The sequence below is a fragment of the Streptomyces sp. NPDC005799 genome, from assembly GCF_040630525.1.
In the GTDB taxonomy this organism is placed as follows: Bacteria; Actinomycetota; Actinomycetes; order Streptomycetales; family Streptomycetaceae; genus Streptomyces; species Streptomyces griseorubiginosus_B.
Genome location: NZ_JBEXXQ010000124.1, coordinates 1 through 6,979 on the forward strand (window position 1 = coordinate 1; position 6,979 = coordinate 6,979).

6 protein-coding genes and 2 pseudogenes are annotated in these 6,979 nt (G+C 67.4%); 4 read left to right on the forward strand and 4 right to left on the reverse strand.

What is annotated here, in order from left to right:
- The first annotated feature begins 906 nt into the window (after positions 1-906).
- Positions 907-1,053, forward strand: a complete 147-nt coding sequence (locus ABZ453_RS49715; protein WP_359026492.1) for a hypothetical protein — start codon at positions 907-909, stop codon at positions 1,051-1,053.
- A 35-nt stretch (positions 1,054-1,088) separates the two neighbouring features.
- On the opposite strand, the gene ABZ453_RS49720 is transcribed toward ABZ453_RS49715, so the two are convergent.
- The 4 genes and pseudogenes from ABZ453_RS49720 to ABZ453_RS49735 form a co-directional block, all read right to left on the reverse strand.
- Positions 1,089-2,879, reverse strand: a complete 1,791-nt coding sequence (locus ABZ453_RS49720; RefSeq protein WP_359026494.1) for a glycoside hydrolase family 3 protein — start codon at positions 2,877-2,879, stop codon at positions 1,089-1,091.
- Positions 2,880-3,484: 605 nt separating this feature from the next.
- Positions 3,485-3,761, reverse strand: a pseudogene (locus tag ABZ453_RS49725) (IS5/IS1182 family transposase); the annotation flags it as partial.
- A gap of 502 nt (positions 3,762-4,263) precedes the next feature.
- Positions 4,264-4,356 (reverse strand): annotated as a pseudogene (locus ABZ453_RS49730) (IS5/IS1182 family transposase); the annotation flags it as partial.
- 112 nt (positions 4,357-4,468) lie between these two features.
- Positions 4,469-4,624, reverse strand: a complete 156-nt coding sequence (locus ABZ453_RS49735; protein ID WP_359026496.1) for a hypothetical protein — start codon at positions 4,622-4,624, stop codon at positions 4,469-4,471.
- Positions 4,625-4,815: 191 nt separating this feature from the next.
- On the opposite strand from ABZ453_RS49735, the gene ABZ453_RS49740 reads away from it, so the two are divergent.
- The 3 genes from ABZ453_RS49740 to ABZ453_RS49750 form a co-directional block, all read left to right on the forward strand.
- Positions 4,816-5,289 carry a transposase gene (locus tag ABZ453_RS49740; protein WP_359026502.1) on the forward strand — a complete coding sequence of 158 codons (474 nt, stop codon included), beginning with the start codon at positions 4,816-4,818 and terminating at the stop codon, positions 5,287-5,289.
- Positions 5,290-5,596: 307 nt separating this feature from the next.
- Positions 5,597-6,181, forward strand: coding sequence for a transposase (locus tag ABZ453_RS49745; protein WP_359026498.1), 585 nt, complete (start codon positions 5,597-5,599; stop codon positions 6,179-6,181).
- 143 nt (positions 6,182-6,324) lie between these two features.
- On the forward strand, positions 6,325-6,979 hold a 655-nt coding region (locus tag ABZ453_RS49750), incomplete at its 3' end, for a transposase family protein (protein ID WP_359026500.1).

Below are 6,979 nucleotides of genomic sequence, written 5' to 3' on the forward strand. Positions count from 1 at the left end.
GAATTTGCCGCATAACGCTGCGACGGTTTCCGCCGGAACCTTCATGCCGTGCCCCTACCCGCCCGCCGGTCCGGAACCGGCAGAACGAGCAGTTGCTGCCGCACAGGTTCAGCTCAGACTGAGACAAGGCCATCGCGTGCTCCTCCGGTCGAACTGCCCGTTCACCAGAGAGACTTGCGCGATGGCCTGCCCCTGTTCAGGGAGCATGCACCGCCAGCGGATGCACGCCCCGGGCAGACACCCGCGCGTTCCGGGACCCAGCCCCGCTACACCACTTCATGGGACGCGATCGTCGGCTATCCACTCACCGACCGCCAGAAGAGACCTCGCCCCGGGCCAAGTACCGCACACGCGGTGAACGTGAGCACGATAACCAGGGCGTGTTGCACTCCGCGTGGATCACGCGGATCACGCGGTTCGGCCAGCCGTTCGAGCAGGTCCGACCCGTCTGCGGGATCGACCCGTCGATGGCCGCGGAGTTGGTCAAGAGCGGTTGGGATCGGCGATGATGCGTCGGCCCGCACGGACTTCCACTTGAATCACGGGGCATCGAGAACTCCATGATCTTGGGAGCCCGTGCCTGTCCCGTCCCTGGGTGACCACCGTGCGGGCAGAGCACCATTGAACTGCACGTTTCTCACCTACGCCGAAGCCCTGGCTGGGCGAGCAGGCCATTGCCACGCTCAAGACCTGGCGACTCCAGCGCAGTTTGCGGTGCAGCGCCACCCGCGGTTGCGCCGGTCTTCGTGCAGCACCACCAGCGCGTCGCCGCCCTGATCCAGGTCATCTGGCCGACCCTGCTCGTCTTCTGCCTGATCGAGTGGCAGGTCAGACACGCACTCGGCCCGGAGCAGACCATGACCGGGCCTCTATCCCGACAACCGGCGGGTCCGTCCCATCGGCCGCATGATCTTCTACCATCTCGGCGAACTCACCCTGCGCATCGGCAGCGTCACCGACCCTCCCACCATCCAGATCACCCGCGGCGTCCAACTCCACCTCCTCGACCTCCTCGACACCGGCATCACACGAACCCGCTGGCCACAGACGTAAAAGGGCGACCCGCGAAGTCCGGGTCCAGTCCGGGTCTAATCCTCGTACGACAACCCGTGCCCGACCGGGAACAGGACACTTGTCGGGTCATCCGCCCGCTGTACCGGCACCGGCAGCCTCCCGCGTGGCGCGACCCGTCCCGCGATCACCCGTGCAGCGGCGCGCAGTTCGACGTCGGTCCAGGAGTAGGACGCCAGGTAGGCTCGTACGGCGGGCAGTTGAGCCACGTCGTAGGGGTTGCGGATGGCGATCGCCACGACCGGCTTCCCGGTCGCCGTCAGCCCCTCGACCAGTGTCTTCTGCGAGCCGGTCGCGGTGACGTTGTACGTGCCGACCACCACCGCGTCCGCGTCCCGTGCCGCGGCGACCGCCTGGGCGACGACCGCGGCGGACGGGGTCGTGCCGGTGGACAGGGCTGTGGCGGTGAAGCCGAGTTCGGTGAGGGCTGCGGCCAGGATGCCGGTGGGTGGTCCCGTGGTGCCGGATGGGGAGGCCGGGTCCGCACCGACGACGAGCAGCTTCCCGTGGGAGCGCGGGGAAAGCGGCAGCAGATGCCCGTCGTTGACCAGCAGCGTCGTCGTCCGCTCGGCGATCCGGTCGGCCGCCCCGAGGTGCGCCGCGGTGCCGACCGTGCGGGTGACGCCCGACCGGCTGACGTACGGCCTCTCGAAGAGCCCCAGCCGCGACTTGAGCCGCAGGATGCGCAGCAGCGACTCGTCCAGGCGGGTTTCGGTGAGCTCGCCGTCGCGTAGGGCCCTGAGGACAGCGTTCCAGGCGACGTCCAGGGAGGGCGGGTCGAGGAGCTGGTCGACGCCGGCCTTGAGGGCGAGCACGGGCACGCGGTCGTCGCCGTACTTCGTGCGGACGCCCTCCATGGCGAGCGAGTCGGTGACCACCACCCCGTCGTAGCTGAGCCGCTCGCGCAGGATGCCGGTCAGGATCGGGTGGGAGAGGGTGGCCGGGTCGCCGGAGTCGTCGAGGGCCGGGACCATGATGTGCGCGGTCATGATCGAGTCGATGCCGGCGGCGATCGCGGCCCGGAAGGGCGTCGCGTCCAGCTGCTCCCACTCCTCGCGGCTGTGGTCGATGACCGGGAATCCGTAGTGGCTGTCGACGGTGGTGTCGCCGTGCCCCGGGAAGTGCTTGGCGGTCGCGGCGATTCCGGAGCGCTGGTATCCCGACACCTCGGCGGCAACCAGCGCCGCCACCGCGTCCGGGTCGGCGCCGAAGGACCGTACGCCGATGACCGGGTTGGCCGGGTTGACGTTCACGTCGGCCACCGGGGTGTAGTCCTGCCGGATGCCGAGCGCGCGCAGCTCGGCGCCCGCGATGCGGCCGAGGGTGTGGGCGTCGGCCCGGGACCGGCCGGCGCCGACGGCCATGGCGCCGGGGAACAGCGTGGCGGGCTTGCCCACGCGCGCGACTATCCCGTGTTCCTGGTCGGTGGAGATCAGCACGGGCAGACCGTGCGGCTGGTCCAGGGAGGCCCGCTGGATGCCGTTGGACAGAGCGGCGATCTGCTGCGGATCACGGGTGTTGTGCGTCTGGGCGAAGTAGATGATGCCGCCGACCCGGTACCTGGCGATCAGCTCGGCGGCCGTGCGGACGCCGAGCTCCTTGAGGTTGGCGTCGATGTCGGCCTGGTCGGGAGCGGTGGCCGAGTGGCCGTAGACCCGCATCACGAACAGCTGCCCGACCTTCTCCTCCGGTGTCATGCGGGAGATGAGCGCCCGCAGCCGATGGTCGTCCGCGTGCGCTTGGCCGCCGACGGTGACGGCGGCGGCGAGGCCGGCCGTGGCGGCGAGAACAGTACGCCTGGAGGGCACATGCGCTCCTTCCGAAGAAGAACCACTGAAGGAAACCGCCGAACAGTAGATCTTCACGAGTAACGGATCATTGCATTATGCGACTACGTGGATGATGCGGTCGTTTTGGACTGCAGCAGGTTCGACATAGGGCTCGGCGGCGATCCGGCGGGGACCTCGCAGCGGCCCCTGAGATCAGGACGCTGCGGACCGCCGACGCGGAGTCGAGTCAGATGCCACCGCCACCGTCGATATACACCGTGTACATGCTGCCGTTTACCTCAGACGGCTTGAAAAGGGCATACCAGCTTTACGCCGTTTTCATCGCAATAGGATACATAATCCAATTGACCGTCCCATTGCCATCAATTGTTAGCGGTTACACCTTCTTTGTATTTGTTAATCGTAAACGTGGGATTTGAATTCATGTTTGCACCGTTCTGATTGTTTCCGTTGATGTACGCCGACGTTATCCGTGCCTCCCTGTTAGCCACACCGTGGCAAACTTTGACCCGCACCGACGCCGTCGCCGCGTCAGCTGACGTTGCCGTCAAGCCCGCACCGATCAAAGCGACCACCGCTGTGGTGGCAGAAACAGTGAGCCCTTCTCGGTAACGTCTCGTAACTGGAGCCGAGATGACCTGCGCGTTCCCTCCGTGGTGCTTGTGTTTCCCAAACCACCACAGGTCCGCTCCGTTGGGGCCAGCGGCGGCCACGCGGTCGGTGCGGATCTACGGTGCCCTCCAGGTTGAGGTGGGTGTAACCGGCCACCGCCGCGCGCTCCAGCGCGGTGTAACAGATCGGGCGCATGGTCGGCCGGCACGGCCGTGCAGGTTAGACGGTGGGGGTCGAGATGCTGTTGTCCTGGGTGAGTTGGACCAGCCGGGTGCCGTCGGCGAACCAGCTGGTTATACGGAACGTGATCTTGGCAGACGCGTTCCCATCAGGGGCTTCGCACGTATCTGACGCCTGTGCACCGTCTTGCTGCCCGGCGCGACATCACGCGCCGCAATAGTCACGTTACTGAGAAGACTTCAATCCTGAGGTGGCAAATGAGAGACCGAAAAACGTCCACACTAGATACTCGACGCCGGGATTACAACGCACATTACTTCGAATAGCCGCGATCCACGGCAGTCTTGCAATCAGACGACAGTTCTGATGTTTACACTTCAAGCTGGGGCACCTCTCGGCCGCTCCTGACAGAAGCCGCAATATTCGAAAAATGCACGAAGAAGGATGTTACCGTACATCGTGGAACTCCTTCCCGGAAATTTCGACCCTCAAGGCCAGGCATAATAGGCCCCTTCGTGGTCTACTCCTCCGATGGGCCACATGCTGAGTGCGATTTTGACATTCTAGCGGCCCGCCGAACGCTGCCAGTAGAGTTAAATTCCTCCCCTCCTCTGCGGTAGCAGAGGAGGGTGCAGGCGATGCTCGTGAAGGCAAGGAAGTGCTCGGCTTCGCGTTCGCAGCGGCGGTGCGGTCGAGGACAGCCACGGCAGCTGTAAGTCTTGATTGTTGAGGCGTCCGTGCAAGTCAGGGTAGGGGTGGCCGCGGACATGGGAACGGCCACCGTGATCATTGACGTGTGCGAAGACGATCAAGAATCAGGTGGCCCTGGAGGCCACGATAGCCGAGCGGGTCTGGACGGCGGCGTTCGGGTCGCTGATGGCGGCGGTGGCCGTCTGCTTCCCGCGCCGGGACTCGCGGATGCTGGGCCGGGCGATGACGCAGGGCATGCTGATGGAGCTGGAACGGCGCAACTGCTGGACCCTCGCCGAGGCACTCGGGCACGACGGGCCGCACCGCCTCCAGCACTTCCTCTCGCGCGGCGCCTGGAACCATGGCCTGGCCCGCGACCGTCTCGCCGCCTGGGTCGCGGCCGAACTCGCCGACACCGAAGCTGTGTTGATCGTCGACGAGACGCGTGACGAGAAAGTCCTCCACCGACTGTGTGGGAGCCTCCCACCAGTACTCCGGCGCTCTTGGCGGGGTGGGCCTGTGCCAGGTCGCCGTCCATCTCGCCTACGCCTCGCCACGCGGTCACGCCCTGATCGACCGCGAGCTCTACCTGCCCGCCGCCTGGGCCGAAGACGAGGAGCGCAGGCTGCTGCGGCACGTGCCCGACGAGGTCACCTTCGCCACCAAGCCCCAGCTGGCCACCGCCATGCTGCACCGCGCCCGTCAACTCGCCCTACCGCCCGCTGGTTCACCGGCGACGAGGTCTACGGCAGCCTGGAGCTGCGCCGCACCGCCCGCACGCTGGGCTTCGACTACGCCCTGGCGGTCAAGGCCGACCATCGCGCGAGCACTGCCGTGGGCCGCTTCAGCGCCACCGAGCTGGCGGCGAAGGTGCCGGCCAGGGCCTGGATGCGACGACGTACGGGCAACGGCACCAAGGGCGACCGCCACTACGACTGGGCCCTGATCGACGTCCTGGCCGACGACGCCCCCGAGGACCGGGACGAGGCCGGCCACGCGTTCCTCGTCGTGCGCCGCCACCGTTACCCCCGGGTCTTCAGTGGAATTGGTCGATCTGACGCCCTGGCAGCAGAAAGGTGCCGCCGACCTGCAAGGATGCGAGTGTCGGGAGTGCTGCCATCGGGCACGGCCTCGTCGTGGCGGGACCGGGCCACTGCGCTCGTCGGCCTCGTCGTCGCGATCGCGCTCGGCCCGCGAATCTGCTGGAGGCAGAGCAACTCCATCTCCGCCACGGCTCTCTGTTCGGAGGGGCCGTGTCGGACTCCACGCTGCACCGGCTGCTGTCCACGACGAACGAGACGAGGCGCACACAGATCGCGAAGGTACGACAGCGGGTGCGTCGCCATGTCTGGACGCTGCTGCACCTGCGGCCCGGCGGTTTCCCGTATCTGACCGTCGCGGGGCGGCATCTGAAGGGCTGGACCGTGCTCGACATGGACGCCACGGTCATCACCGCGGCCTTCAGGAAACAGGGCGCCGCCGGCACGTTCAAGGGCACCTTCGGCTTCCACCCGCTGGCCGCGTGGCTGGCCTACACCGACGAGTGCCTGGCGATGGAGCTGAGGGAGGGCAACGCCCGCGCGAACACCGTCGCCGATCACCTGCGGGTGCTGGATGCCGCGCTCGCGCAGATACCCCGCTCCTGCCAGGCCAAGATCCTGGTGCGGGTCGACGGCGCCGGTGCCACGCACGGCCTGCTCAAGCGTCTTCAGGCGCTGAACACCACGCGGCGCGGCGCACGGTCCGCTACACCGTCGGCTGGACGATCACGCCCGAGGACGAACGCGCCATCGCCCGCCTGCCCGAAGCCGCCTGGGAAACAGGGTCTTCGAAGTTGAGCGGTGCAGCGTCGGTGTGTGTCTGACTGCCCGTCACAGTCTGTGATGGGTGGGGTGGTTATCGGCCCTGGGCGCAGGACGCCCGTGGCCCTGGGTGATCATTTCTGTTCTCTACGCAGAAGGATCACTGGGGAGCCACGGGCTTGGTCAACGATACGACGTTGCTGCTCAACCTCGACGGGGTATCCGTCATACGGGTCGAGCGGTGCGAGGACGGTAGGCGCCGGGTCCACCTGGCTACGGCGGATGCCTCGGCCCGGGCCTGCCCGGCCTGCGGGGTCTTCGCGTCCCGGGTGAAAGGGTCCGCGACCTCCCGTCCTCGGGATCTCCCCTACGGCGAGCGCGGGCTGGAGTTCCTGTGGCACAAGCGGCGCTGGTGGTGCCGCGAGCCGGCTTGTCCTCGCAGGTCGTTCACCGAGCAGATCCCGCAGATCCCGGCCGGCGCCCGGCTGACCGGGAGGCTGCGCAGTGCGGCCGGGCGCCGGATACGGGACGCGGGCTCCACGGTCATCCAGGCAGCCCGCGACCTGCACCTGTCCTGGCCGACCGTGATGGACGCCTTCAAGGCCGCCGCCCGGCAGGTCGTCGAAGCACCGCTGTCCCAGGTCGAGGTGCTGAGCATTGACGAGACCCGGCGCGCACGGCCCCGCTGGGAACAGAATCCCGACAGCGGCAAGTGGCAGCTGACCAGGGACCGGCGGCACACCGGGTTCGTCGACGCGCTTGGTGTCGGTGGCCTGCTCGGCCAGGTCGAGGGCCGCACTGTCGCCGACGTGCTGGCCGAGGTCGCCACCACGC